This is a genomic window from Deinococcus terrestris, assembly GCF_009377345.1.
GTDB classification, from domain to species: Bacteria; Deinococcota; Deinococci; order Deinococcales; family Deinococcaceae; genus Deinococcus; species Deinococcus terrestris.
On record NZ_WBSL01000011.1, the window covers coordinates 1 to 25,660 of the forward strand.

General features: G+C 64.3%; 21 protein-coding genes and 1 pseudogene. 7 read left to right on the top strand and 15 right to left on the bottom strand.

The annotated features are described in order from the left end of the window. Positions 1-185: 185 nt before the first annotated feature. Positions 186-1,768 (top strand): annotated as a pseudogene (locus tag F8S09_RS14545) (ISNCY family transposase). Here the strand turns inward: F8S09_RS14545 and F8S09_RS14550 are convergent. Together F8S09_RS14550 and F8S09_RS14555 are read right to left on the bottom strand one after the other, a co-directional pair. Further along, entirely contained in the window at positions 1,738-2,124 is a 387-nt protein-coding gene (locus F8S09_RS14550) for a transposase family protein (protein ID WP_227978719.1), read from the bottom strand. The pseudogene F8S09_RS14545 and the gene F8S09_RS14550 sit on opposite strands and share 31 nt — an antisense overlap. Further along, complete coding sequence (locus F8S09_RS14555; RefSeq protein WP_152872206.1) at positions 2,114-3,172, bottom strand: IS4 family transposase; 1,059 nt, start codon at positions 3,170-3,172, stop codon at positions 2,114-2,116. The genes F8S09_RS14550 and F8S09_RS14555 overlap by 11 nt, the downstream gene beginning before the upstream one ends. A 231-nt stretch (positions 3,173-3,403) precedes the next feature. Between F8S09_RS14555 and F8S09_RS14560 the strand changes: the two genes are divergently transcribed. The 4 genes from F8S09_RS14560 (at position 3,404) to F8S09_RS14575 (ending at position 8,403) form a co-directional block, all read left to right on the top strand. Continuing rightward, positions 3,404-4,534 carry a peptidase C39 family protein gene (locus F8S09_RS14560; protein WP_227978720.1) on the top strand — a complete coding sequence of 377 codons (1,131 nt, stop codon included), beginning with the start codon at positions 3,404-3,406 and terminating at the stop codon, positions 4,532-4,534. A gap of 504 nt (positions 4,535-5,038) precedes the next feature. Next, positions 5,039-6,436, top strand: coding sequence for a DEAD/DEAH box helicase family protein (locus F8S09_RS14565; RefSeq protein WP_152872207.1), 1,398 nt, complete (start codon positions 5,039-5,041; stop codon positions 6,434-6,436). Then, positions 6,423-7,667, top strand: a complete 1,245-nt coding sequence (locus tag F8S09_RS14570; RefSeq protein WP_152872208.1) for a DUF790 family protein — start codon at positions 6,423-6,425, stop codon at positions 7,665-7,667. The genes F8S09_RS14565 and F8S09_RS14570 overlap by 14 nt, the downstream gene beginning before the upstream one ends. Positions 7,668-8,037: 370 nt before the next feature. Beyond that, positions 8,038-8,403, top strand: coding sequence for a hypothetical protein (locus F8S09_RS14575; RefSeq protein ID WP_152872209.1), 366 nt, complete (start codon positions 8,038-8,040; stop codon positions 8,401-8,403). A gap of 232 nt (positions 8,404-8,635) precedes the next feature. Here F8S09_RS14575 and mgtE read toward each other — a convergent pair whose 3' ends face one another. Next, on the bottom strand, positions 8,636-9,985 hold the full coding sequence (gene mgtE, locus F8S09_RS14580; RefSeq protein WP_322618857.1) for a magnesium transporter: 1,350 nt from the start codon (positions 9,983-9,985) through the stop codon (positions 8,636-8,638). Between the two features lie 456 nt (positions 9,986-10,441). Between mgtE and F8S09_RS14585 the strand changes: the two genes are divergently transcribed. After that, complete coding sequence (locus F8S09_RS14585; protein ID WP_152872210.1) at positions 10,442-11,332, top strand: 3-hydroxyacyl-CoA dehydrogenase; 891 nt, start codon at positions 10,442-10,444, stop codon at positions 11,330-11,332. Positions 11,333-11,350: 18 nt separating this feature from the next. Here the strand turns inward: F8S09_RS14585 and F8S09_RS14590 are convergent, their stop codons facing one another. The 12 genes from F8S09_RS14590 to F8S09_RS14645 form a co-directional block, all read right to left on the bottom strand. Continuing rightward, positions 11,351-12,505 carry an AI-2E family transporter gene (locus tag F8S09_RS14590; protein WP_152872211.1) on the bottom strand — a complete coding sequence of 385 codons (1,155 nt, stop codon included), beginning with the start codon at positions 12,503-12,505 and terminating at the stop codon, positions 11,351-11,353. Between the two features lie 138 nt (positions 12,506-12,643). Further along, entirely contained in the window at positions 12,644-13,006 is a 363-nt protein-coding gene (locus tag F8S09_RS14595) for a hypothetical protein (RefSeq protein ID WP_194165367.1), read from the bottom strand. A gap of 95 nt (positions 13,007-13,101) precedes the next feature. Beyond that, complete coding sequence (locus F8S09_RS14600; RefSeq protein ID WP_152872206.1) at positions 13,102-14,160, bottom strand: IS4 family transposase; 1,059 nt, start codon at positions 14,158-14,160, stop codon at positions 13,102-13,104. A 112-nt stretch (positions 14,161-14,272) separates the two neighbouring features. Beyond that, a complete protein-coding gene (locus F8S09_RS14605) occupies positions 14,273-15,361 on the bottom strand; it encodes an aminopeptidase (protein WP_152872212.1) in 1,089 nt (362 codons plus the stop codon). An 11-nt stretch (positions 15,362-15,372) separates the two neighbouring features. Further along, the gene (locus tag F8S09_RS14610) at positions 15,373-16,161 is read right to left on the bottom strand and encodes an SDR family oxidoreductase (protein WP_152872213.1); all 789 of its coding nucleotides are present in this window, start codon (positions 16,159-16,161) and stop codon (positions 15,373-15,375) included. A gap of 3 nt (positions 16,162-16,164) precedes the next feature. Beyond that, positions 16,165-16,848 carry an RraA family protein gene (locus F8S09_RS14615; RefSeq protein ID WP_152872214.1) on the bottom strand — a complete coding sequence of 228 codons (684 nt, stop codon included), beginning with the start codon at positions 16,846-16,848 and terminating at the stop codon, positions 16,165-16,167. Then, entirely contained in the window at positions 16,845-18,470 is a 1,626-nt protein-coding gene (locus F8S09_RS14620) for a DUF885 family protein (protein ID WP_322618858.1), read from the bottom strand. The genes F8S09_RS14615 and F8S09_RS14620 overlap by 4 nt, the downstream gene beginning before the upstream one ends. Next, complete coding sequence (locus tag F8S09_RS14625; RefSeq protein WP_152872216.1) at positions 18,467-19,603, bottom strand: Gfo/Idh/MocA family protein; 1,137 nt, start codon at positions 19,601-19,603, stop codon at positions 18,467-18,469. Before F8S09_RS14625 ends, F8S09_RS14620 begins: the two co-directional genes overlap by 4 nt. Then, positions 19,600-20,679, bottom strand: a complete 1,080-nt coding sequence (locus F8S09_RS14630; RefSeq protein ID WP_152872217.1) for a ketopantoate reductase family protein — start codon at positions 20,677-20,679, stop codon at positions 19,600-19,602. The genes F8S09_RS14625 and F8S09_RS14630 overlap by 4 nt, the downstream gene beginning before the upstream one ends. A gap of 61 nt (positions 20,680-20,740) precedes the next feature. Continuing rightward, a complete protein-coding gene (locus F8S09_RS14635) occupies positions 20,741-21,634 on the bottom strand; it encodes an ABC transporter permease (RefSeq protein WP_152872218.1) in 894 nt (297 codons plus the stop codon). After that, a complete protein-coding gene (locus F8S09_RS14640; protein WP_322618859.1) occupies positions 21,627-22,580 on the bottom strand; it encodes an ABC transporter permease in 954 nt (317 codons plus the stop codon). Before F8S09_RS14640 ends, F8S09_RS14635 begins: the two co-directional genes overlap by 8 nt. A gap of 55 nt (positions 22,581-22,635) precedes the next feature. Continuing rightward, positions 22,636-24,255, bottom strand: coding sequence for a peptide ABC transporter substrate-binding protein (locus tag F8S09_RS14645; RefSeq protein WP_227978721.1), 1,620 nt, complete (start codon positions 24,253-24,255; stop codon positions 22,636-22,638). A gap of 196 nt (positions 24,256-24,451) precedes the next feature. Between F8S09_RS14645 and F8S09_RS14650 the strand changes: the two genes are divergently transcribed. Further along, the gene (locus F8S09_RS14650) at positions 24,452-25,648 is read left to right on the top strand and encodes a hypothetical protein (RefSeq protein WP_227978722.1); all 1,197 of its coding nucleotides are present in this window, start codon (positions 24,452-24,454) and stop codon (positions 25,646-25,648) included. The last annotated feature ends 12 nt before the right edge of the window (positions 25,649-25,660 follow it).

A 25,660-nucleotide genomic window follows, 5' to 3' on the forward strand; every position in this document is an offset into this window, starting at 1 on the left:
TGCTCAGGATGCGCTGGGTGACGGTACAGATCAGCACCTGAAACTTCAGGGTGTGCCGCTTTTTCTTGCCGCTGTACCAGCGACGCTGTTTTTTTCCTATGACGGCAAAGGGGGCTTGAGGAGTAGGCTGGGAGGTGCGGAGGTGTCAAGTGGCGCGTCGAGATGCTCGTGAGCCTGCCCCACGAATGGAAGTCCTGAGGTGTGCCGTGACCTCCTGCCCAGTCTGCGGGCAGTCCACGACCCTGGCGTACCACAACAGGCGACGCCTGATGATGTTGGGGGGCGCCGTGCAGTACATCCTCAAGATTCGGCAGTGCCGTGATGCCGCGTGCTCGAGATATCGACAGCCCCTTCGGCCCGAAGCCGAAGGGGCCCTGGCGCTGCCCCGTTCTGAATACGGGCTGGATGTCCTGGCGCTGATCGGCAGAAAGCGGTACAGCGAACACCGTTCCGTGCCCGAGATTCACGCGCTCCTCTTGGAGCGCGGCGTGGAGATCAGCGAACGGAACGTCACCAACCTGCTGCACCGCTACGAAGAATTGCTGGCGTTGCGCTTGACGGACGCGACGCGGCTTCAGGAGAAGCTGCGTGCCCAGGGGCGCGTGATCTTGGCCCTGGACGGGTTGCAGCCCGATATTGGGCATGAAGTGCTGTGGGTATTGCGGGACGTGCTGTCGGGCGAGGTGTTGCTCGCTCGTGCCCTGCTGGGGAGTGGCGAAGCGCAACTCGCGCCCCTGGTTCAAGAAGTGAAGGAGGCCCTCGGGGAGGGCCTCCCGATCATCGGCGTGATCAGCGATGGTCAGCATGCCATCCGCAATACCATCGCCCGGGTTCTGCCCGGCGTCCCGCATCAACTCTGCCAATTCCATTACCTGCGCGAAGCGGCCCGTCCCGTCTTTGAAGCCGATCGGCACGCCAAGGTGCAGCTCAAACGCGAGTTGCGGGGGATCCGGAAGCTGGAACGCAGCCTAGAGGGACGTCATGACCTGCAGGCCAGGGTGCTGCTGAGCTACTGTCTCGCCGTGCGGAGTGCCCTGACCGATGATGGCCGCCCGCCGCTGGCGGCGAGCGGCCTGAGACTCCGGCGGCGGATTCAGGATGTTGAAGAATCCCTGGACCGGGTCATCACCGTGAAAAAGGGGGGCAAGAACCGGTAGGCCGTGATCTGGAACGGCTGCACGCGCATCTCCAAGACGCCTTGGAGAGCAGCCGCACGGTGTGGCCGGACATTAACACGGCCTACCGATTGGTTTCGCAAGCTGCCCAAGTGCTGGACAATGCCGAGGAAGGCACCGTCGAGCAGGTGGAGCAGCGTTTCAACACCGTGTTGCAGCGGATCGAACAGGAAGCGAACCGCTCCGGTTCGCTTCCGGACGCCCTCAGGCACTTCCTCAAGGTCACAGCGAGCTACCGTCCGCACCTGTTCCACAGCTATCGCCTCCCTGGCCTCCCCCGCACCAACAATGATCTGGAACAGTTCTTCGGTGCTGCTCGCTACCACGAGCGGCGGATTTCTGGGCGGAAGGTCGCCTCGCCCAGCACCGTCATCCGGGGGCAGGTTCGCCTGGTCGCCGCCTTCGGCACTCGTCTTTATCCACCCACGGGACCTGACCTCCAGCCCCGCTGCTTGATGGCCTGGCATCGTCTGCGGGCCGGACTGGAAGTCCGGCATGAGGCACGACGTCAGCAACTCCGCTTCCGCCGCTCCCCGGATCAGTACCTGGCCGCCTTGGAAGATCAACTCCTCAAGCCCCCTTTGCCGTCATAGGTTTTTTTGGGTCGCTCGCAGGGGACCTCGGAGGCATCGACCGCGACAATGCTGTACACGATCTGTGCCTCCCGAAACACACGCTGCTTGGGCATCTGGAACTGTGGGTTGGCGATCAGGGCGGCTTCGACCCGTTCCACCGTGCGATGCACGGTGGTCTCATGAACGCCCCAGTCATCGCCCAGGTGCGCGAAGGTGCGGTATTCGCGCCAGAATTCCAAGGTCAGCAGCAGTTGTTCCGCGACGCTGAGTGCGGCTGGACGGCCAGATTTCTTCTTCTGTGCTTCCCGCTCTGCGAGGACCGCCTCCATCTCGGCGAAGGTTTCGGGATAGACCCCGGTCTCTCTAGGGGTCAAAAGTGGCGAGGAAGTCGGGAAACGCGTGTGCAGGCCCACGGTTGGGCTTGGTCAGCACGGCGCGAAGGGCATCCAGGCCACGTCTGAAGAGGCTTTTGGGCGGGTAGCCGTGTCGAAGGCAGCGTGACGGGTCACGCTGCTGCTCAAACTCTCCCACCAAACAGCACCATACGAAGGCCAGTGCGACCACGGCCAGGAGCGTGGCGACCCGACTGGGATCAGTCAGGTGCGTGCTTTCGAGAAAAAAGCCCCTGGATTTCAGCGCCTGATGCATGTTTTCTGCGGTCCAGCGCAGCGCGTAACGTTTCAGGGCTTTCTCAGCATGGCCCTGGTAAGCCAGGAACAGGGTCTGACCGAAGGCGTTCTGGCACGCCAGAACGCGCAGCGTCACGCCGTAGACGTGAGTGGGCTTGTGCCAGACCCGCACTTCACCCGGCTTGAGTTTCTTGAATCTGACCCAGACTGGGGACCCCTCGACCATGCTGTCAGCCCGCAAACGGATCACGGGAGAAATGCCCATGCGGCGCAAGGCCACGAACCACTCCCCACCGATGAACTCCCGGTCGGCGGCCAGGAAGAGTGTCTTGCCCTGGAGCAAGGGGAGCAGGCGTTCGACCAGCGCGATGCGGGTCGCCATGTTGCTGTTGCCGCTATGCGGCAACAAGGTCCAGACGAGCGGGAAGCTGAAGGTCTGCCACCGCACGCTGAGCAGGAGAATGTTGATGTCCTGTTGACCGAGCTTCCAATTGGTTCGGTCCAGGACGAGCAGCATCTGCTGCTCGTCTCGCAGATGGGCCAGGACAAAGCGGGCAACCAGGAGATCGGGAAGTGCGAATTCCACGAAGCGCTTCAGGCGTTGGTACACAGTGTCGTTTGAGCCGGGGAGGTCAACGATCTGGACGAGCTGGTAGAGAACGACGCTTCGTGCCTGAATCACGGCCAGGATCAGGGCGCTCAGGACGGTCAGGCGACGAGGATCAAGCGGGAAGTGCTCAGCAAGCAGGGCAGTGAGGCTAGACTGAGCGGGTCGGCTCCGGGTGTCTTTCATTGCAGAAAACACCGTACAGGAGCCGACTTCTCAAGCCTCCATCTGACTTTTGACCCCTAGAGAGGACCCCGGTACGTCGCCGGAACTGCGTGCGATTCATCCGCATTGTGCGTGCTAGACGGTCTTGCTCCATCCCACTAGCTTACTCCGCGACTTTCGCAAGAGGTCTAATTTATCGTGTGTCCTGCGTTCTAATCCAGCCAAACTCAAGATGTGTTACAGTTAATTTACATGAAACAACTCAATATTCCGGCTTTGTTGTCGGCGGCCTTGATGATTTCCGCCTGCAATACCACTCCCCAGGTCCCGGAACCACCAAAAGCGGAGGCCCCATCAAAGGCCACGGACAGTGCCTACAGCACGACCCTTGTTTGGCAGAGCGACAACCACTGGGTAAGCGGCACCCTCGACAACCTCAAGCTCAGTGGCGACACGCTAATTCTCGCTGAAGGAAAGACGTCGGGCACCCTGACCAGCAGCGTCATCACAGTGAACGCCTATGACCAGCTCATTCCTTCCTGGAATGCTGAAACCGGCGAAAAAGGCAGTCTGAGCGTCGAGGTGCGCCACCAGAAGGTGGGAGACACCTGGACCAAGTGGTATTCCTTTGGCACTTGGTCCCGCGCCGAGGGCCGCGCCAGCGCCGAGAGCCAAAAGGATGTCGACGGCATCGTGTGGACGGACACCAACAACCTCTATGGCCGTGCGACCACCACCCGTTACCAGTACCGCGTGACGCTGAGAGACGGGGCCAAGCTCAAGCAGGTGGCCATGAACACTGTGGATACCGACCGGCAGACGGCCGGTGCCGGTGCGCCCAGCGACAAGAGTGCCTGGGGCAAGGTGCTGAACGTGCCTGAGCGTTCCCAGATGATCTACCCGGACGGCGGCGAGGTCTGGTGCTCCCCCACCTCGACCAGCATGGTGATGGCGTTCTACGGCACCAACGTCACCGTCCCCGAAGCCGCCAAAGGCACCTACGACGCTGTGTATGACGGGATGGGCAACTGGCCCTTTAATGTCGCCTACGCGGCCGAGTATGGCTTCCGGGGCTTTGTGACCCGGCTGCCGAGTCTGGCCGCTGCCGAAAAGTACATCGCGGCGGGCATTCCCCTGGTGGCCAGCATTCGCTGGAAGGTGGGAGAGCTGCCTGGAGCCGCCATTCCTTCGAGCACTGGCCACCTGGTGGTGGTCGTCGGCTTTGACGCTCAGGGCAACCCGGTGGTGAACGACCCGGCCGCGGCAGACAACGAGAGCGTGCAGCGCACTTATGGGCGCGACATTTTCGAGAAGCTGTGGCTGAACGCCTCGGGTGGAATGGTGTACGTCATCCACAAGAGCGGCGCAGCGGTACCCCAGTAGGACAGGGCAGTCCCGGGGGCCTGAGCGCCGCACCCGCCAGGCTCTCCGGACCTACTTCCCGGCTGGGCGCAGGGGGACGTCGCTAAGGCGGGCCGTCACCAAAGGGAGACCCGTCACGGAAGGGCGAGCCAGAACCTTCATGAACGGAATGGTCGTCACTCCTGCCGGAATGGCGTGGTTTAAGGACGCTGCCACCGAGCGCGAAGTGAAGCAATTTCACGAGCAGGCCGTAGAAAAGTACCGCTTTCGAGCAGTGGCGGCAGTTTCTGAGGCTTACAGCGCCCTTATCTGGAGGGCGTACAGGTAGATTTCTACCTCCAGGACTCGAAGTGCCAACGCCACCCATGTATTCGGCACTCCCCAAAATCTCCCTGCTCCCGGAGCGCAACTTGCCAGCAGCAGGACCAGCAGCAAAAGGGAACGTATGTGCCGAGCATAGCGACGGCCCCCCCAAGCGTTGTTCTGTTGGAATCTCCGGCGCACTGGGCCGCTAGGATGCCCCCTATGCCGCCCGTGCTGCGCCTCGACCGGGGCACCCTCGTGATGTGGGAGGTGCCCGAGGTGGTCTCGCACCTCTTCACCTGGGACTCCCGCAGCCAGTCGTACCGCGCTCCGGGGCAGACTTACCGCGAGGTGATGGAGGCGCTCGGGCAGGCAGGTGTCAAAGACGAGGCCGCAAGCTTCCTCAAGCTCGACCTGGGCTACGCCCGCGACATCGAGCCCTACCAGCACCAGCAGGGCGCCCTGAATGCCTGGAAACGGGCCGGGCGCCGGGGCGTGGTGGTCCTGCCCACTGGGGCGGGGAAGACCCTGGTCGCGCAGCTCGCCCTGCGCGATACCCCCCGCAGCGCCCTGGTCTGCGTGCCTACCCTCGACCTGATGCACCAGTGGTACGCCGGGCTGCTGGCCGCCTTTCCGGACGCCCAGGTGGGTCTGCTGGGTGGGGGCAGCAAGGACGACGCGCCCATCCTGGTGAGCACCTATGACTCAGCGGCCATCCACGCCGAGGACCTCGCTGGGAGATATGCCTTCCAAGTCTTCGACGAGTGCCACCACCTCCCCGCCCCCTTCACCCGCGTCACCGCGGAGATGGGGATAGCCCCCTACCGCCTGGGCCTGACCGCCACTCCGAAGCGCAGTGACGGACGAGAGGCGGATCTGGACGGGCTGGTCGGCCCGGTCGTGTACTCGGTCGTCCCAGAGGAGCTGGCGGGCGGCTCGCTGTCCGAGTACCGCGAGGTCATCATCCGGGTGCGGCTCAGCCCCCTGGAGCAGGAACGCTACGACGGGTGCATTCGCCTCCGCAACGACTTTCTGCGGCGCTCGGGTATTCGGCTGGGCAGCATCGAGGGCTGGCAGAAATTCGTCATGTCGAGCGGGACCGTCCAGGGCCGGGCGGCCATGCTCGCGCATCTGGAGGCGAAGTCCCTGGCCTACGGGACCGAGGGCAAACTGCGCGTGCTGGAGGAGATCTTCGCCAACCACCCGCAGGAGCGGACCCTGATCTTCACCAACGACAACGCGGCGGTCTACCGCATCAGTCACGAGTTTCTGGTCCCCACCATCACGCACCAGACGCCCGTCAAGGAGCGGCACAAGCTGCTGAAGAGATTCCGGGACGGCACCTACCGCATCCTCGCCACCAGCCGGGTCCTGAACGAGGGCATCGACGTGCCGGAGGCGAGTGTGGCCGTGGTGCTGTCCGGCACCGCCACCGAGCGCGAGTACGTGCAGCGGCTCGGGCGCATCCTGCGGAAGTCGGAGGGGAAACAGGCGGTGCTGTACGAGGTCATCACCGAGGGCACCTCCGAGGAACGGGTCAGCCAGCAGCGCCGGGGGCAGTGGCAGCCAGGGCAACGGGCGGAAACGCCCGTGTGGGAGGACCTGAATGCTCCCCACTGAACTCCTGATGTTCCGGGTCAAGGGCGGCGTGGTGGAGCCCCGACGACTCAAGCCCACACCAGGCAACCTCCAGCTCGCCGAGACCCTGATCCGCACCTTCGAGGCCAATCTGGGCAAGAGACGGGCGGACCTCGACGAGGACCTGAAAGTGCTGGGGGCCGGGCGGCCGGACTTCAAGGTGCTGCGGGGGATGGCGCATCTGTTGACCAACGGGTCGAGCACCTTTGAGACGGGCGGGCACGCCGAGCCGTCCCTGGTGCGGGAGAAGGTCTTCGAGCTGGCCCAGGCGCATCCACCCAGTCGTCTGCGGCGTGACCTCGTGCTGGAGCAGGCTGCACGGTCCCTCTCCAGCGAGCGGCCCCTCTCCGCTGAGGATGTGGCCGCTGCCCTGTACGCCGATCTGCCGGACCAGCAGACGTTGACGGCCTTCGACCCGCCTGAGCCGCAGGCCCTGATCGAGCGGTGGGACCTGGCCCAGGCCCAGGGGGTGCTGTACCGCGCCTACAGCCTGATCCTGACCGCCCGGCCCAATGAGCCTGCCCGGTACAAGCAACTGTTGAAATACACGCGCTTTTTCGGCCTGATGCTGACGGTGGAGGGTGATCCGGTCCACGGGTTCACCCTGACCCTGGACGGCCCGACCTCCCTGTTCGGCGGGACCACCCGCTACGGGCTGGCCCTGTCGAAGTTCCTGCCCGCGCTGCTGCACGTCACGAAATGGGACCTGACCGCGACCCTCAAGCCCCGCCGGGATCTCGCCTGGGTGGACCCGAAGGACGAGGAATGGCAGTTCGGCCTGACCAGCGAGGACGGGTACGTCAGCCACTACCCCGAGCCCAAAGAGCATGACAGCGCCCTGGAGTCGGGCTTTTCCGAGCGCTTCGCCAAGCTGGAGACTGCATGGAAGCTGGAGCGCGAGGTGGACCTGGTGCCGGTGCCGGGGGGCGTGATCTTGCCGGATTTCCGCCTCGCCCACGAGGACGGCCGCAGCGTGCTGGTGGAGATCGTGGGCTACTGGCGGCCGGAGTACCTGCGGAAGAAGTTCGACCTGCTGCGGAAATCAGGCAGGCAAGACGTGATCGTGTGTGTCTCGGAGCGGCTGAACCTGGAGCGGGCGGGCGTGGACCCCTCGGACTTCGACGAGCGGCTGGTGTGGTTCAAGGGCGTGCTGAACCCGAAAGAGGTGCTGGCGGTCGCGGAGCGGCTGACGGCAGAAGGTCCGCCGCCCTGACCTGATCGACACACTGGACTGGTGTGAAGTGGCCCTGCTGCGGTGAGGTAATGGGGGCTTCGGAAGCCAATGCATGCCCAGTGCCCGTGGCCAGCCTGCTGGGGGTCCATTCACGCGGGCGGCATTCCCTGCAGGCAAGCGGGACACAAATCGCCAAAAACCACAATGGGTTGTGCCAAAGCAACGGCACGGCCCCAGGGACGGTGTGCAGAGCTTCGGGCTAAATGTGGGCCTGTAAGCAAAGCTGGCTATGGCCCCTTGCTAGGGTGCCTCACAATTCGTTCAGAAAGGGCAGGACGAGACCAGGGCGCTCACGCGAAACTACGACGAGATCCCTCTCCCAGAGCGTGGTGCCCGGCAGGAGATCCCTATGCCCATCCGTACCCTGGCTCCACTCCTCTCGCTGTCGCTGCTGCTGGCCGCCTGTAGCAGCGCACCCCAGACTTCGCTGCCGAACACTTCGGCTCAGCCAAGTGCCCTGAATGCCAACAGCACGCTCTCCGCTCAGGCTTCCATGTCCGACCGTCAGCGTGCCTTGGCCTTTGCTCCCGGCGTTCACCCGGTCAACCCCAGTGCGGACTGGCAGGGTCAGGCCTTCAGCGCGGATGGGCGCTACCTGCTGTTCAAGGTCTACTCGGCGGCGGCCACCCGGATGCAGGTCGACCTGTACGACGCGGCCGGCCAGGTCCGGGCCCAACTGCCGCTGACGCGTGACGCGGCCACGGGTCTGTGGTAGGGGTGACGCCAGTAGCCACGCGGAAACAAACGCTAAGCGTCTAGCAGCTCCCCCTCACCGGGCCGAACCGGGTCCGCGAAGGGCCGGAGGGCCCCCTGCACCAGCGTCGGCGACAGCTCGAGGTGAGAGCGCCCCAGCACCGCCTGGTGTTTGAGACTGGACTGCGGATCGGGGAGGCACCGGTCGCCCATGTCGAGGACGCTCGTCCCCGGGACGAGTGGCGCTGGTCAGGCTAGAGCTGGAGGACGGCCCGGGCGATTAAGAAGTAGATCACCAGCCCGGTGCCGTCCACCAGCGTCGTGATGAAGGGCGCGGACACGACGGTGGGGTCGAGCCGGAGCTTGCGTAACAGAAGGGGCAAGACGGCGGCCACCACCGATGACCAGATGCTGATGGCGGCGATGGCCAGGGCGACGACCGTCCCCACATCCGCCCCGACGTGCAACAGCTTCGCTCGAAGGAAAGCGATCAGGGCCATCACGGCCCCAATCACCAGTCCGACCACGAACTCCTTGCCGAGAATCCAGCGCAGGTCCCGCAGGCTCAGGTCGTCCACCGCCATCGCGCGGACGAGCGTGGTGGTGATCTGACTGCCGATGTTCCCGCCGGTCCCCAGCAGCAGGGGAATGAAAAAGGACAGGGCCACCACCTGCCCCAGTGTGTCCTCGAAATAGCGCATCACGTTCCCGGTGTAGGCCTCGGCGACGAACAGCGCGAGCAACCAGGGCAGCCGCTTGCGAAAGAGCAGCCAGACGCTCGCCCGGCGGTAAGGCGTCTCCAGCGGTTGCGAGCCGCCCAGCCGCTGGAAGTCCTCGGTCGCTTCCTCTTCCAGCACGTCGGCGACGTCATCCTCGGTGATGATGCCGACCAGCCGACCCCCCTCATCGGTGACCGGCAGGGCGAGCAGATTGCGGCGCATCAGCAGCCGCGCGGCGACTTCCTGGTCGGTGTCGACGCGGACCGACACCGCGTCTGGCACCATCAGTTCGCGCACGGGGGTCCCCGGCGGCGCCGTGACCAGCGCGTGCAGCGAGAGGACCCCCAGGAAGGCCTGCGCCCCGTCCACCACATACACGGAATAGATCGTCTCCGCCTCATGGGCCACCTGGCGGATGGCCGCTATCGCCTGATCCGCAGTCAGATCGGGCAGCACCGCGACGAACTGGGGCGTCATCCGGCCGCCAGCGCTGTCGGCCGGGTAGGCCAGCAACTGACGCAGCCGGGCCGCCCGTCCTTCCGGCAGGGCACCGAGCAGCTCAGTCAGAACGCCGCCGGGGAGACGCGCGAGGAGGTCGGCAGCGTCGTCCGGATCCAGCGCCCCCAGCAGCGCGGCCCCCTCCGGCCGTGGCAGCCTGGCCACGAGGTCCGCGCCGACGGTCGGCGGCAACTCGGCCACGATCGCCGCTCGGCGTTCGGGAGGCAGGCGGCGCGTGACTATGGGCAGCTCGTGCGGGGGGAGCTGTGAGAGCAGTTGCGCCCATTCAGCCGGACTCAGCCGCCCGGCCGCCATCACCAGCGGGGCCGCGGCTCCGCTGCGCAGGGCCTGACGTAGCTCCTCCAGCTGCCTGTCGCTCAGGGTCACGGTTGCCTCCGACTGCTGCTTCACTGTCGCACAGGTGCCCGCACATTCCGCAAGGGCGCTTCCATCGTCGCGCTGCCTCGCGGGTGATCGGTGGGCCGGCAGTCCTGTCCTGGAGTGGGCAGGAAGCTCGCTCTGGAGGGAGCCGAGGACCGGAGAGTCGGCTTGCGGGTTCAGCATCTACACGGCGGTCACGCTGGGCGGCCCCTGCGGGGCACGGGCTCGGCCGGTCTGCGGTTATGATGGGCTCTCGCCCCAACCAGATCAGAGTTTCCCCCTCGATAGGGCTGCCCGAACCCAACCACCAGATTGACCCCCAGGTGAGGCGGGCTGCCCTTTACCCTCCCTGAGGGGGCAATCTGGGCAACCGCCCGCAATCGGGGGCCTGGAGTAGGCTCCAGAGGCAACCAAACAGGCTGCATCTGTGCATTCACTGCGAGGCTGCCAGGAGGAGGGACCATGACCATCAAGACCGTCGCGGTGTGCGGCAGTGGAGTGTTGGGTTCGCAAATCGCCTTTCAGACGGCCTTTCACGGCTTTGACGTGCGCGTATATGACGTAGGCGACGAGGCCGTCACCCGCGCTAGGGCCACCCTGGAGGGGTTGCAGGAACGCTACCAGCAGGACCTCCAGGCCACTCCGGAGCAGACCCGGGCGGCCATGGAGCGCCTGACGTTCTTCACCGAACTGGCGGAGGCCGTGCGGGGCGTGGACCTCGTGATCGAGGCCATTCCGGAAGTTTTCGACATCAAGCGGGACTTCTACCACAAGCTGGGCGAGGTCGCCGACCCGGACACCATCTTCGCCACCAACACCTCGACCCTGCTGCCCAGCGACCTGATGGAGGCCACCGGGCGGCCTGGGCGGTTCCTGGCACTGCATTTCGCCAACCAGATCTGGCTGAACAACACCGCCGAGATCATGCGCACGCCGCGCACCGACGACGCCGTGTTCGATCAGGTGGTGGCGTTTGCCCAGGACATCGGCATGGTCGCGTTGCCGCTGCACAAGGAGCAGCCGGGGTACATCCTGAATACCCTGCTGGTCCCGCTGCTGGGCGCAGCCCTGGAACTGGTCGTGAAGGGCGTCGCGGACCCGCACACGGTGGACAAGACCTGGATGGTGGCGACCGGTGCGCCACGTGGACCCTTCGCCATCCTGGACGTGATTGGCCTGACCACGCCGTACAACATCAACATGGCCGCCGCCGCTCAGGGCGACGCGGGGCGCGGAGCGGTGGCGCAGTACCTCAAGAGCTACATCGATCAGGGCAAGCTGGGCATCGCCACAGGAGAGGGCTTCTACAGTTACCCCAATCCCGCCTATCTGCGCGAGGACTTTCTGAAATAGCGTCGGGTCGGGCGAACCTTAGCCCGCCTGCTGTCCCTCCGGGGGGGTTTCTGGAGAGGCCCCCTCGACGACGGCCTGGGCATCCGCCTCGGATGCGAGAGAGCGGCGGGCAAGCAGCACCTCCTCGTAGAGGGCCTTGATCAGGATCAGGAACGGCACCGTCAGGAAGGCGCCGACCAGCCCGAAGACGCTCCCGAACAGCAGCACGCCGGCCGTCACCGACACCGGGTGCAGGTTCGCGCTGCCGCCCAGCACGAACGGGACCAGCACATAGTTTTCCACCTGCTGAATCGCCAGGGCGAGCAGGGCGACCCCGACGGCCTTGCCCGGATCGTCGGCCAGGGTGGCGAGAATGGGCGGCAGCGCCGCAAAGATCGGGCCGACCGTCGGCACGATCTCGCCAAAGGCCGCCACAACCCCGTACAGCAGCCAATTCTCGACCCCCAGCGCCCAGAGCCCCAGCGCGTTGGCCCCGCCGACTGCCAGCATCAGCAGCAGCATCCCGCGTCCCCAGCGGCTGAGGCTGCCGATCACCCGCGCCGCAAGCGCCCCTACCCACTCACGGCGGGCTTCGGGCACGGCGCTCAGCAGGCCCTGCACCAGTGGTCCGGGCTGGGCCAGCGTGAAGGTCAGAATGACGATCCCAAAGACCCCCAGCGCGAGGTTGCTGGCGGTGCTGACGACGAGGTTGACGGCCTGGGGAATCAGCCCGGCGACCAGGGCCGTGGCACGCGAACTCACGTCGTCCAGCACGCTCTCCCCCAGCAGGGCGTTCAGGGTGGGATGTTCGTTCAGCCACGCGTCGAGGCGCTGGCCCAGGAGATAGGCGTCGGCGGGCAGCCCCACCGCGAAACTGGACACCTGCGCGATCAGGACCGGGACCAGCAGCGTGCCCAGCAGGGTCAGGACGCCCAGCAGCAGCGCCACCGTGAGAATCGCCGCGACGGGGCGTGGCAGGTGCAAGGCCGCGTGGCCCCACAGCACCAGCGGGTTGAGGGCGGCGGCCAGCAGCACGGCCAGGGTGATGACGAGCAGGGGCGTGGCCACCAGGCCGAAGAAATTCAGTGCCAGCAGCACCGCCAGGACGATCAGCGCGGTCGGCAGCAGGTTGACGATGACCAGACGTGACCCCCCACCGGCCTTCCGGGGACTGTTTTCATCAGGCGCAGGCAAGATGACCGCTCCCCGGAGAAGTGGGCATGGGAAGCGGCCTGGCCAGGACTGACCCTGAGGTGTTCACCATATGCAGAGCTTAAGTCCTGGTGGGTGGCCCTGGAGGTTGAGTCCGCCCGGCTGACCGCCTGACAGATTTTATGAGGGTGGACGAAAAACGAGCTTCCAGCCGACTTCAAGCGTCCTTTGTGGGGCAGGGGGAGGACGTTTCCGGCCGCTGAGCGGCTCAGGGTCAGACCCGCCGTAGAGGGTCAGGCGGGTGAAGACCGCCCGCCCTCGGCTCAGCGCGTACTGAACAGCCCGGAGACCGATCTTGAGATAGCTCAGTCCTCGCTGCCAGTGGGGATCGACGACACGTCGATCCCCACGCTGCACGACCTCTATTCCTTCAGACACGAGCAGCAAGGTCGCCACCGCCACCACCAGAATCAGCCGTTCCAGGCTGGCCGCATCTCGTAGCCTGGAATCCTCCAGACGAAACAAGCCGCTTTTCTCGTCCAAAAAGCCTTCTTCAATCTGGAAGCGTTCGCCATACTCGGCGAATGTCTCGATGCTCGTCGCCTCGTCACTGACGACCTGCCACTGTTCTGGGCTCTCTAGGGGTCAAAAGTGGCGAGGAAGTCGGGAAACGCGTGTGCAGGCCCACGGTTGGGCTTGGTCAGCACGGCGCGAAGGGCATCCAGGCCACGTCTGAAGAGGCTTTTGGGCGGGTAGCCGTGTCGAAGGCAGCGTGACGGGTCACGCTGCTGCTCAAACTCTCCCACCAAACAGCACCATACGAAGGCCAGTGCGACCACGGCCAGGAGCGTGGCGACCCGACTGGGATCAGTCAGGTGCGTGCTTTCGAGAAAAAAGCCCCTGGATTTCAGCGCCTGATGCATGTTTTCTGCGGTCCAGCGCAGCGCGTAACGTTTCAGGGCTTTCTCAGCATGGCCCTGGTAAGCCAGGAACAGGGTCTGACCGAAGGCGTTCTGGCACGCCAGAACGCGCAGCGTCACGCCGTAGACGTGAGTGGGCTTGTGCCAGACCCGCACTTCACCCGGCTTGAGTTTCTTGAATCTGACCCAGACTGGGGACCCCTCGACCATGCTGTCAGCCCGCAAACGGATCACGGGAGAAATGCCCATGCGGCGCAAGGCCACGAACCACTCCCCACCGATGAACTCCCGGTCGGCGGCCAGGAAGAGTGTCTTGCCCTGGAGCAAGGGGAGCAGGCGTTCGACCAGCGCGATGCGGGTCGCCATGTTGCTGTTGCCGCTATGCGGCAACAAGGTCCAGACGAGCGGGAAGCTGAAGGTCTGCCACCGCACGCTGAGCAGGAGAATGTTGATGTCCTGTTGACCGAGCTTCCAATTGGTTCGGTCCAGGACGAGCAGCATCTGCTGCTCGTCTCGCAGATGGGCCAGGACAAAGCGGGCAACCAGGAGATCGGGAAGTGCGAATTCCACGAAGCGCTTCAGGCGTTGGTACACAGTGTCGTTTGAGCCGGGGAGGTCAACGATCTGGACGAGCTGGTAGAGAACGACGCTTCGTGCCTGAATCACGGCCAGGATCAGGGCGCTCAGGACGGTCAGGCGACGAGGATCAAGCGGGAAGTGCTCAGCAAGCAGGGCAGTGAGGCTAGACTGAGCGGGTCGGCTCCGGGTGTCTTTCATTGCAGAAAACACCGTACAGGAGCCGACTTCTCAAGCCTCCATCTGACTTTTGACCCCTAGAGAGGGGAGATCGCCTGCGAGGGAAGGTTGGCGCTTCTTCCGCATCCCCCAACTACCGAGCTGTCGTTTCTACAAAGCGACCATCGACCTGAAAATCTTCACCGTCGAGTTGCATCCTCCCACCTCGCCGTAGGTCAAGAATCATGTCCCAGTGCACCGCACTGGTGTTTGTTCCACCATTCTCCACATAGGCCTGACCCACGGCGAGGTGGACCGTTCCTCCGATCTTCTCATCGAAAAGAATGTTCATGCTGGGATGTTGGATCCCCACATTCGTTCCTATGCCAAGCTCGCCAAGGAAGCGCGCGCCTTGATCCGTTTGTAGGGCTGCGTTCAAAATGTCTTGTCCTTCTTCTGCGGTCGCGTCCACGACCTCCCCATCCTGGAAAGTCAGGGTGATGCCGCGCACGACCGAACCCCCATAGAGTGTCGGTAGATCAAAGGTGATAGTGCCGTTTGCGCTCGTTTCCAGTGGGGCAGTGAATACCTCCCCCGAGGGCATGTTGCGTTTTGCGTCACTATTACTCCAGGACCGTCCCCGCACGCTCAGGCACAGATCAGTACCAGCTGCCGCGAGCCGCACCTCGTCCGCCCGGCTGAGCCGTTCGATCAGCTGGGCCTGGAAGGCACGCACCTCCCCCCACTTTGCTACCGGATCTGGGGCGTCTAGGAACATGGCCTTCGCGACAAACGCCTCATAGTCGGGAAGGGTCATGCCTGCGGCCTGCGCGCCGTATTCCGTCGGATAGAGGGTGAGATTCCAGCGGGAGTGCAGGCGGCTTGGGCTGATCGGGGCCAGGCTTGCGCGGTGGCGTGCAGCGCGCTGGGGATCGAGATCAAGGTCAGGAGCCGTGGGGGTAAGAATCCGAATCGACGCATCAAAGGCACGCGCGTCCTCGAGGTCACTTGGATGCAGTGTGTCGAGGACATCGTCGCTGGCATACCGCTGCGCGTCCTCCATCTGGTTCGGATAACTCAGGCGCACGACAGGCCGTGCCCCCCGTTGCAGGAGAGTCCGGTGAAGTGCCTCCACCAGGGGCAGGGCGAGGGTGCTGGCGGCTACCAACACGCGGTCTCCAGGTTGGACAGCGATACAATATTCGGCGAGAAGAATAGCGTGACGTTCAGCGTCGTAGGTCATGGGAGCTCCGTTTACAGAGAAGTGACAGCGCCGCCGTCGACCAGTAGGGTGCTGCCGTTCACATAGGTGGCTGCTCCGGAACACAGGAAGGCCGCGACGCGTCCAAACTCCTCGGGCGTGCCCAGGCGCTGCATCGGGATGTCCTGCTCGGAGCGGGCGCGCACCTCCTGCCACGTGGTGCCGCGTCGGCTCGCAGCCGCCTCATCGAGCACCTGGATGCGTTCAGTCAGGATGCGACCGGGGGCCAAGCAGTTGACCTGGACGTTGTCGGGCGCAAGTTCGATACTGAGCGATTTGCACAGCCCTTGCACAGCGGGGCGATAAGCGTTGGAAAGGGTCAGGTTCTCCAGTGGCCGCTTCACGCTGCTGCTGACGATGCTGAGCACACGCCCGCCACCTCCCTGACGGAAGTAAGGGAGGGCTGCGTCCACGCTGCGCACCACGCTCATCAGCGTCAGCTGGAATGCAGTCATCCAGTCCGCTTCGGTAAGGGTCGTGAAGCTGCCGGCCGGCGGCCCACCGGCATTACAGACTAGGATGCGCAGGCCACCCAGATCCTGGGCAGCTCGATCGATGAACCCGCGGAGGGCATCACCGTCGGCTACGTCCGCCGCATACGCACGGACCGGCCGGCCCGTCGCCCGCTCGATCCGATCCGCCGCGTCCTGCGCCCGTTTACCATCGCGCGAGCACAGGGCAACGTGCGCGCCTTCGTGGGCGAGGGCGAGGGCGGTCGCGTAGCCGAGGCCTGCGCTGGCCGCCGTCACAATGGCGGGCTGATCCTGAAGAACAAGGTCCATGGCTTACACGTGCCCGTACTTGCTCAGAACGTCGGGCAGGCTCATGCCCGCTTCGAGGTCCTCACGAATGCGCGCTTCTTTTTCCGTGAGCGCTTCCGCCCGCTCCAGCACCTCAGGCACGATCTCCTGCGGGATCATGAGGGCACCGTCGACATCCGCAAGGATGAAGTCATCGGGGCGAACGCGGACACGGGCACTGGTGGCCCCGGGAAGGTAGACGTCCACCTGCCATGCATTGACTTCCCACCGGCCGATCGACTGCACTGGCGTACGGTAGCGGGCGTAGACCGGGAAGTCCATGCGGGCAAGCCATTCGATGTCGCGAATACCGCCGTCGACCAGCGCGCCGGTACAGCCGCGCAGTTGCATGCCCCGCGCGATGAGTTCTCCGAAGAAACACACCCCCTCGGCGCCGCCACCGCTCCAGACACTCAGGTGCCCAGGGGTCAGACCACTGACCGCCTCCATCTTCTTTGGATCACCTGTTCCCGGATAGGGGGTCATCTGGCCGCGAATGGTGTAGGCCCAACCGGCCATCTTCTCCAGCCGCTCCCTGATGGGCCACAGGTCGCTCGACAGGCCACAGTCCGTGTGGCCCATCTCGTCAAGGATGTCGGCGACGTTGGCCGTGTCGACGCGCAAAAAGCGCTGTTGCAGTTCCGTCTTGCGGTCCTGGGTAAGGGTCATACGGTCTCCTGGGCGCGCGTGTGACGCATTTCCTCCGCGATCCAGGACATAGGCGCGTGGCCGTGGGCCAGCAGCGCATCGTGGAAAACGCGGGCGGGGAGGTTGAGTTCGGTGCGCAGGTTCTTGATGGCCTCGGTGCCGAGCCAGTACATCAAGCGGGTGGCCGGAAACATGGAGTTGCGGGTGGTTTCGCTCCAGATCCGGGCCGGGGCAAAGTTCGCGCGGTCGCGGTAGAACACGCGCATCTCCTCCAGGCTCCACTCTCCAAGATGCAGTTTGATGTCCGCCATGCACGAAGCGGCGTTGCGCCGTTCATAGCTTTTGAGCAGCAGCGCCTCCGCCGGGGTATAGAAGCCTTCCGCTTCCAGCAGCAGGTCCTCGGCGTAGCAGGCCCAGCCCTCGACGCTGGTGCCCGCCCCCAGCATGGCAATGCCGCTCGCGCAGTCCGTCCCCGCCACCCGGGCCAGCACACTGGCGGCCTCGCGGGCCCGGGCGTTGTGGGTGTGGTGGCCGATGCTGCCGTGGTGGACGGCGTGAATCAGTTTGATGGCGCTGGTGTTGTGCGCCCGCAGGTAGGCGCCCATGTCCTCGCCCGGAGGGAACACCCAGTACACGCTGCCGGACCCTGGACGGCGGGGGGCGGGCGAACGGTAGAACAGGAAGTACAGATCCGCCGTACCGACCGCCCAGTCGGGTGTGGTCCGGTAGTCGAGAGTATAGGTGCGCTCGGGCGTCACGAGTCCCGACGCGGCCTCGAGGGCACGTTCGTGCCAGACGCGGTAGGTGTCGAGCACGCCGCCTTCCTCAGCCGTGTCGTGCTCCAGTGCGGCGAGCTGTTCCTGCCACGATCGACTGGGATCGAGCCTGGCGGCGTCGTGCTCCAACTCCTGCGTGAGGCGCTCAAACGCGAGCGTGGCCTGTTCGAGCGCCTCCCGTGGCCCGAACGATAGCCCATGCCCCACCCGCATCAGGAAGTCCAGATGCGCTTCTCCGCAGGCGACGTCGTCCACAGGGGCCAGCTCGGCGAGCTCGTCCGCGTGCGCCCTCAAGGCCCGTGCTGCGCGGAATGCAGGCGCTTGCAGGTCGGTGTGCCACAACGGATGACGCGGCAATCCGTCTTCCAGCAGGGTCGCGGCGGCACAGGCCTCACGCCGGCCCCGCTCGGTCCAGTCCTGCGGCGCAGCGCGGCCCTGCAGGTGCGCGCGGGCCTGACCCAGAAAGCCGGGCAGGGCTTCCAGGCGCACCCGCAGGGCGTCTCCGCGTTCGGTAGGGTTTCCAGGTGCTCCGGGCAACAGCAGGGAAATCACCGAAAAGGCAGCTTCCCCGGTAGCCCAGGCCGGGTTGTGCAGCCTCGGCGCCCGCTGGAGTTCCGCCTCTCCCAGAGCGAGCTGCGCGTTCAGGAGCCGCGCATCGAGCCGGGTGCCGCTGGAGGTGGGCTCGGGGGCGGTCTCAACCCGGGCGCGCAGGGCCCTCAGGGCATCGAGCTCCGCGTCCACGCTGTCGGGACCTGCCGGCGGAAGCTGGTGGTCATGGCCAGGCAGGCCCATGAAGGTCGCGTCCACAGGGCGAAACTGCGCATGCAGGCGGAGGTAGTCCTCCGCCAGGCTAGAAGCGTCCGTCACGTCAGCACCCCGGTCTCGGCCAGGGGAAGGTCCACCCAACGGCGTTCACGGTGAGACTGCACAATGGCGTTGACCGCCTCCTGGCTTTTCGCCCCATCGTAGAAGGTGCATTCCGCAGGCGTCCCGTCCAGGATCTCGTCCACGAAATGCCTCACGAGGTTGCGGTAGTACAGTTCCGGCCAAGGCGTATGGAGGGTGGTTCCGGGTGGGTAGGCGCTGTCCGGCAACGCCACTTCCCGGAACTCCACCGCATCCGGCGTGGCGAAGCGCAGGGTTTCGGCCACCCCGTTTTCCTCCACGAGGCGGGCGACGGCCGCACCTTTCGAGCCGTACACCCGCAGTTCCACGCCCGGGTAGTTGCCCACAGCGATGTACGACGTCTGCAGCATTCCGTGTGCGCCACTCACGAATTCAGCCAGGGCGACGGTGCCGTCCTCGACATTGATGCGCTGCAATCCCTCATAGCCTCGCACAACGCGCTCAGGTACGAAGTTGCGCATGCTTCCGATGACGCTCCGGTAGTCCCCAGCGCACCAGCGCACCAGATCGAGGAGATGTGAGCCGTAGCCCACCACCGACGACGGAATCAGCTGGGTGAAGTCCGCGCCTTCGGGCACCTGCCGCAGTGGGTACTCCGGGTCCAGGAACTGGGAGTTCTGCTCCAGGCCATGCACATGAAAAATCTCACCGAGGGTGCCGTCCGCGATCCAGCGCTGCACCTGACGGATGGCGGGCGAATACCGGAAGGTGAATCCGAGCTTGGTCCGGACGCCGGCGAGGTCCGCCTCACGGGCCGCCATGAAGGCGTCACGGGCGTCGTGCGCGAGGGGCTTTTCGGACAGGACATGCTTCCCTGCCCGGATCGCGGCGAGGCTCAGGGGCAGGTGCGTGTCGGTGGGGGTGCACACGTCCACCATCTGCACGTCCGGATCGTTCAGCAGGTCACGGTAGTCGGTGTACACCCGCTCGGCACCGAACTTCTCGGCCAGGCGCTGGGCACGTTCCGGCACGGTGTCGCAGATCGCGACCAACCGCGCGCGGTCATAGGCCTGGTAGCCGGGAAGGTGGGCCGATTCGGCCCAGGCGTGTGCCCCGATCACGCCGACCCCGAGGCGAGCACCCATGGCGGTCATGGCAGCGCCTTTCCGAGACCGTGGACATACGCCTCGAGCTCGTCGTAGTTGTGGTAGCCGAGCTGGCGGGTCCCGTCCTCGATCTCGTAGATCATGTCGCACAGCTTGGCGTTGAGCCGGGCATCTACCCCAGCTTGAGCGCCGAACGTCACCAGCTTGCCGTTGGACGACCGCACCTCGGAGGGCCGGTGCCGGTACACGATGTCCCACCAGATCCCCGAGCCTTTTTTCTTGAACTGGTGCAGGTTGGGTTTCTGGTCTTTTTTCAGCAGCCAGATGGCGTGTTGAATGTTCGACAGCAGCTTCTGGGTGTCCTCGGGTGTGCGCGGCCGGTAGTTGGCCGGGTCGAAGAAGTCGAAGGCTTCGACGGTGATGCCGTTGGCCTCGGCGATGTCCAGCGCCTCACGAACGATCGCGCCCGCGACCCGCGCGTACCGCTCCACACCCAGGGTCTCGCTCACTGGCGCGTCGACGAGCGCGCTGAAGACCACCTGCGCGCTGTACACCTCCTTGGCCCAGATCTGACCCCAGATGTTGTCACTCACCTGGACCTCTGTAAGGGCGCCCAGTGCGGTGGCCAGCTGTTCGAGCCGTGGCGTGCGTTCGCCGGTCATCTCACCCAGTTGGATGGGGCCCTCGTGCACGAACTCCAGGCAGCCCGGGTCGACCAGAGCCCCGCCGTAGTTGGGGATCGATCCCATGACACGTTCGGCGCCGCCGAGCCCTTCTGCCTGGAGGCGCTCGATGATGTCCGGTTCGTTGAAGCCGTTTTGAAAGGAAACCACGAAGGTATCCGGCCCAAACAGCGGCAGCACGCTTTCGAGGGCGTCCAGGGTATGTTGCGACTTGGTGGCGATCAGCACCGCCTCCAGGGGGCCTTGCAGCTCATGCGGGTGCACGGCCTTGACGGGAATGGTGTGTTCACCGCGCACACCGTTGATCCGCAGGCCGCCCTGCTGCATGGCGTCCACATGTTCCGTCCACCGGTCCGTGAGGGTGACGTCGTGTCCAGCCTGGGTCAGCCAGGCGCCGGCAAGACCGCCGATGGCGCCGGAACCGATAATGGTGATTCGCATGGGTGCTCCTGACTGCGGAGAGAGAGGCGAGAGAGACGGGGTCTGCCACCCCGTCTCAGGATCAGCTGCGTGGATCGAGGGCGTCTCGGAGGCCGTCACCCAGGAAGTTCACGGCCAGCACCGTGATCAGGATCATCAGACCCGGAAAGATCGCGAGCCAGGGCGCGCCGCTCAGCCACTGGCTGGCGTTGTTCAGCAGATTGCCCCAGGTGGGCGTAGGGGGCTGCACACCCATGCCCAGAAACGACAGGGCGGATTCGAGCATGATGCCCGACCCGACCGCGAGGGTCGTGGATACCACGATCGGACCAATGGCGTTGGGCAGGATGTGACGGAACATGATGCGGTTGTTGCTGCCCCCCAGTGCACGGGAGGCTTCGATGTACTCGCGTTCGCGGAGGCTGAGAAACAGGCCTCTGACCAGCCGCGCCGTCCCCATCCATCCCAGTCCGCCGATGATGCAGATCAGCAGGGCCACGCTGGGACGCATCATTCCGGACAGCAAGATCACCAGGGGCAACAGCGGGATGCTCAGCATGACGTCGGTAAAGCGCATCAGCGTGGTATCCACAGACCCGCGGTAGAAGCCGGAAAGCGCGCCTATCAGGACACCCAGTCCTGTAGAGATCAGTGCGCTCAGGACGCCGACCATCAGCGAGATTCGGGCGCCATACAGGACCCGGGTAAACGCATCGCGTCCCAGCTCATCGGTACCCATCGGGTACGTGCGGCTGGGTGCCTGCGGCTGACCGATGATGTCGAAGTCCTGTCCATCGTAGGTGTAGGACGTCAGGAAAGGCGCGCACGCCGCGAGAAGGCCCAGGACAATCAGGGTCAGCAGGCCAATCACGGCGAGGCGATGCTTCAGAAAGCTCCGGAGGAACCGGCGCCCGGGACTGTCCGCGGGGCGCGGTATCTGGATGGGGGCCAGTTGGGGCGCCGTCAGCTTACTCATACGAGATCCTCGGATCCGCGATGGCGTAGGCGATGTCTGACAACAGGTTGGAGATCAGCAAGACCAACGATCCGATCATCATCAGCGCCAACAACACGGGGTAATCGCGGCCATTCATGCTTTCGATAAACAACCGGCCGATCCCTGGCCACGCGAAGATGGTCTCGGTAATGACGGCACCGGAGACAATGCCGGCAAAGTCGAGGGCAATCACGGTGATCATGGGGAGCAGCGCGTTGCGTAGGGCGTGACGGTACACCACCTGACGCCCGGGAAGTCCTTTGGCCTTCGCGGTGCGCACGTAGTCCTGGCTAAGCACGTCGACCATGCTGGAGCGCATATACCGGCTCCAGCCCGCCACGTTGGCAAAGGCCAGGATACAGGCCGGCAGGATCAGGTGCCGCGCCAGGTCGAGTGGAGAACCGTCGCCGATGGTGGTCATCCCGGCCGAGGGCAGCAGTCGCCACTGCACCGAGAAGAGCAGCTGCAGCATCAGCGCGAGCCAGAACACCGGCATGCTGATGCCGAGAAACGAGGCGAAGGTGATGCCGTAATCCACGGCACTGGAGCGCCGCAGTGCACTGACCACGCCCAGGGGCACAGCCAGAAGAAGCGCGAGCAGGAAGCTGGTTCCACCAAGGAGCAGGGTGGGCCCGAGATGCTCCACGACCTCACGGGTCACCGGCTGACCGGTCCGGATGGAATACCCCCACTCGCCCGTGAGGAACCCACGGACCCAGTGGAAGTACTGAATGTGGGCCGGCTGGTCCAGCCCCAGCGCGAGTCGCATCTGCTCCAGGGCTTCCGGACTGACACTCGGGTTGTCTGCATAGACGTCGAGGGGAGTCCCCGGTGCCAGATGCAGGATGCCGAACAGAATCAGGGACACGCCCAGGAGAAGCGGCAACATACCGGCAAGCCGCTTGAGAAGGAAATTGACATTCACGCTCGCACCTCAGAAGTGAGCGGAAGGAGGATCATCCCCCTTCCGCTCGCTCGACTTACCTGCGCAGATACCACTCGGCTACATCGACAAAGTTCGTCATGTTGGTCGGGTTCGGTACAAAATTGACGAGTTTGTCGGTCACCGCAATCATGGAGATGTTCGTGGTAAGCGGCAGTGAGGGCAGGTCCTTCATCAGCTCGGTCTGGAAGGCCAACAGTGCTGTGCGCTGGGCGGTCGCATCCAGGGTGGACTCTGCCCGGGTCAGCAGTTGATCGATCCTGGGGTTGCTGTAGGCCTGGCCATTGTTGACGCCCTTGCTGCCGAAGAACACGCTGTAGACCGGATCGGCGGAGGTGATCCAGCCGCCGTACCAGATGTCGTAGCTGCCGTTGTAGCGTGCTTCACGGAAGGCGACCCCCGACTTGTTATCGGGTTTGAGCTCGATGCCGACGGCCTTGAGATTGGCAATGATGACTTGCTGCGCCACCTCGTCATTGGCGCGGCCAGCCTGCACCATGATCCTGAAGCTGAGGCGCTGCCCGTTCTTGGCACGAATGCCGTCGGCGCCGCGCCGGTAGCCCGCCGCATCCAGGATGGCGTTGGCCCGGGTCACGCTGTAGGGATACCGTGGGACGTTCCGGTTGTACGTGTCGAAGACCGGCACGACCACGCTGTCGATCACCTGCGGGTAGCCTCCGAGCGCCTTGGAAATGGCGCCGCGGTTGATGGCGTGCGCAAAGGCCTGACGGACCGCGATGTCACGCAACGCGGCTGGACCCTTGAAGTTGAAGTCGAGGTGTTGCCACGACAGCACCTTGTTCTGCACGACTTTCATCCCTGCGAGGGCGTCCAACTGTTTGACCTGTGCGTACGGCACGTTGTATGCCATCTGAACTTCACCGGAGCGCAACTGGGCAACCAGCGTGTTGCTGTCCGGGATGATCTTGAAGTTCATGGCGTCGAGATAGGGCAGAGACTGGCCCTTGGCATCCTTGCGCCAGTAGTTGGGGTTGCGAACCAGCGCGACGTATTGCCCACGCCGGAACTCTTTGACGATAAAAGGTCCGGTGCCGAGCGGCTTCGTGTTGTAGACGTCCGTGTTGAGGTCTTTGCCGATCAGCGCGTGCCTAGGCAGAATCCCAAAGGTAAACAGTGTGCTGGCGAAGTCGGGGGCGACGCGCTTGTAGTACACGACGGCGGTCAGAGGGTCAGGCGTCTCGATCCGCGAAATGTCCTCGGTACCAGACTTGCTCTCTGCAATAAACTTCGGGTTCTTGACGGCTTCCCACGTGAATTTGACGTCGGCGGACGTAAAGGGCTTGCCATCATGCCATTTGACGTTGGGCCTGAGCTTGTAGGTGATGACCATGGTTTTACCGTCTGCCGCGACCTTGATCCCGCCGTTGCGGACCGTAGGGACTTCGCGGGCCAATACCGGCACGTATTTGGCGTTCTTATCTGGGGCAAGGAGGCCTTCGATCACAGGAGCGACAGCATCATGTAGGAAGCCGGTGCTGTACACGTTCAGGGTATCGATGTCGTAGCTGAGGCCGACCGTCAGTGTCCCTCCCCGTTGCTGCGCCGCAGCCATTCCGCCCAGCAGAATGGTAGACAGCAATGCGGTGCGGACTGAATTTCGGAACGTGGAATACTGGTGCCGCTGTTGCTTCGCCATATCCAAAGCCTCCTTGCCCTGCCCCCTGGAAGGGCTGGGGTAACACACTTGCATGTGGTGTTGAGGGCAAGTGTACGGGCCTGAATGCGCCAAAGTCAAGACGTTTTCCGCATCTGGATTCCACCTAGCGGAATAGTGAGTCGCCTTTCGTATTCCATCTAGCGGAATTTCGGGTATGATGGCGGTGGAGGCTCCCATGCAAACTCAGGATCACACCGCCCGCGACCATCAGGTCGGCCGCCGTCTTACTGCACTCACCATCGGGATGGACCACCTGGAACGCCGGCTCTCGCGCGGCCATGGTGTGCTCGACAGCGAAGGGCTGGTGCCGATCTACCTCGGCGAACACGTTGTTCCGGCACCACAATTTGACGACTGGGATACTGTGCACACGGAGCTTGCCGACCTGGAGCGTGAAGTGCTGCCGTATCCCAATGGTGCCCGGCGCGCGTTTCTCGAGGACATGCTCCGGTCGCTCAAGACTGCCGCTCGTCTGTTCGAGGGTGAGGAGCTGAGCTTCAAAGAAAAACTCGAGCAACTGGTGGGCGTCCCCGCTGCCCCGATCAGCAACGACCAGCTGCAGGCGATCCAAGGTGACCTGGACCGCCTGCTCACCGACGCTGGCTACGCTCACGGAACGTTGGCGGAGCGGACCGCCCGCTGGGAAGCAGAACGGTACCTTCCACAAGACCAACTCGAACAGACCTTCACGGCCCTGATGGCGACGGCGCAGCAGCGCACTGACACGATGATCTATCCCACGGGCGATTACCACATGAACCTGAATATGGTTCGTGGCGTTCCTTTTACCGCCCGCTGCAACTTCAGTGTAGGTCAGATGGATCTCAATGTTGATCTCAATTTTACCCGCTCGGCCCTCAAGCACTTGGTGGCCCATGAGGTCTTCCCTGGTCACTCGACCCAGCTGCTCTACACGCGGGATTACGCGGAGCGTGGGGAAAGTACGCCTGACGTGCTGTTGTGCACCGCTAATGCGGTGACCGGCTGCATCCAGGAGGGTATCGGGGATCAAGGCATCCATTTGATTGACTGGGTGGACAGCACGGACGACGCCATCTACATGACCCTGCGCCGTCTGAGAAGTTCGGCCGCGACGAGTGGCGCCTGGTACCAGATGGGCGAGGGCTGGCCGGAAGACCGGGTCTATGACTTCCTCGAACGCACCTGTTTTGGACAGAAGGTATGGATCGAGGGCCGGATTCGCTTTGCCAGCTACAGTTTCCGTGGGCCATTTATCGCGTCGTACTGGTTCGGCGATGAGGCTGTGCGCACGGTCCGCGAACGCATCACCCCTGAACAGCGCCCCGCCTTTATCGCGTCCCTCTACGGCGAGATGCACTCTCCACGCAGCCTTCAGATGTTTCAGGGCTGAACAGACGGGCTC